The 1,194-nt window shown below is 68.8% G+C and carries 1 protein-coding gene; it reads left to right on the top strand.

Going from position 1 to position 1,194, the window contains the following annotated elements:
* A partial coding sequence (locus ACWDD7_RS37815) for a dihydropteroate synthase (RefSeq protein ID WP_450460725.1) occupies nucleotides 1–1,194 on the top strand: 1,194 nt, incomplete at both ends.

The raw sequence follows: 1,194 nt of genomic DNA, 5'->3' as shown, positions 1-1,194 counted from the left end.
GCCGCGTCGCTGTACCAGTCGGTGCCGTTCCGGCAGGACACGTCGTATCTGGCGATCGGCGAGCGCACGAACGCGAACGGGTCGAAGAAGTTCCGCGAGGCGATGCTGGAGGCCCGCTGGGACGACTGTGTGGAGATGGCCCGGGAGCAGATCCGCGAGGGCGCGCACATGCTCGACCTGTGCGTGGACTACGTCGGCCGGGACGGTGTGGCGGACATGGCGGAGCTGGCCGGCCGTCTGGCCACCGCCTCGACGCTGCCGATCGTGCTGGACTCCACCGAGGTCGACGTCCTCGAGGCCGGCCTGGAGCGGCTGGGCGGCCGTGCGGTGATCAACTCGGTGAACTACGAGGACGGCGACGGGCCCGAGTCCCGGTTCGCGAAGGTCACCCGGCTCGCGCGGCAGCACGGTGCGGCGCTGATCGCGCTGACGATCGACGAGGAGGGCCAGGCCCGCACCGTCGAGAACAAGGTCGCCATCGCCGAGCGGCTGATCGCGGACCTGACCGGGAACTGGGGAATCCTGGAGTCGGACATCCTCATCGACACCCTGACGTTCACGATCTGCACGGGTCAGGAGGAGTCCCGCAAGGACGGCCTCGCGACGATCGAGGCGATCCGTGAGCTGAAGAGGCGCCACCCGGACGTGCAGACCACACTCGGTCTGTCGAACATCTCCTTCGGTCTGAACCCGGCCGCGCGCATCCTGCTGAACTCGGTGTTCCTGGACGAGTGCGTGAAGGCGGGTCTGGACTCGGCGATCGTGCACGCGTCGAAGATCCTGCCGATCGCGCGGTTCGGCGAGGAGGAGGTGCGGACCGCGCTGGATCTGATCTACGACCGCCGGTCCGAGGGCTACGACCCCCTCCAGAAGCTCATGCGGCTGTTCGAGGGCGCGACCGCGAAGTCCCTGAAGGCGGGCAAGGCCGAGGAGCTGGCCGCGCTGCCGCTGGAGGAGCGCCTGGCGCGGCGGATCATCGACGGTGAGCGCAACGGCCTGGAAGCCGACCTGGACGCGGCCCTTGAGGACCGTCCCGCCCTGGACATCGTCAACGAGACGCTGCTGGACGGGATGAAGGTCGTCGGCGAGCTGTTCGGCTCGGGGCAGATGCAGCTGCCGTTCGTGCTCCAGTCCGCCGAGGTGATGAAGGCCGCCGTCGCCTACCTCGAACCCCACATGGAGAAGTCCGACGCG

The organism is Streptomyces sp. NPDC001056 (assembly GCF_053598955.1).
The sequence above is the reverse complement of the archived record's forward strand: the minus strand, read 5'-3'. Positions and strand labels throughout refer to the sequence as shown.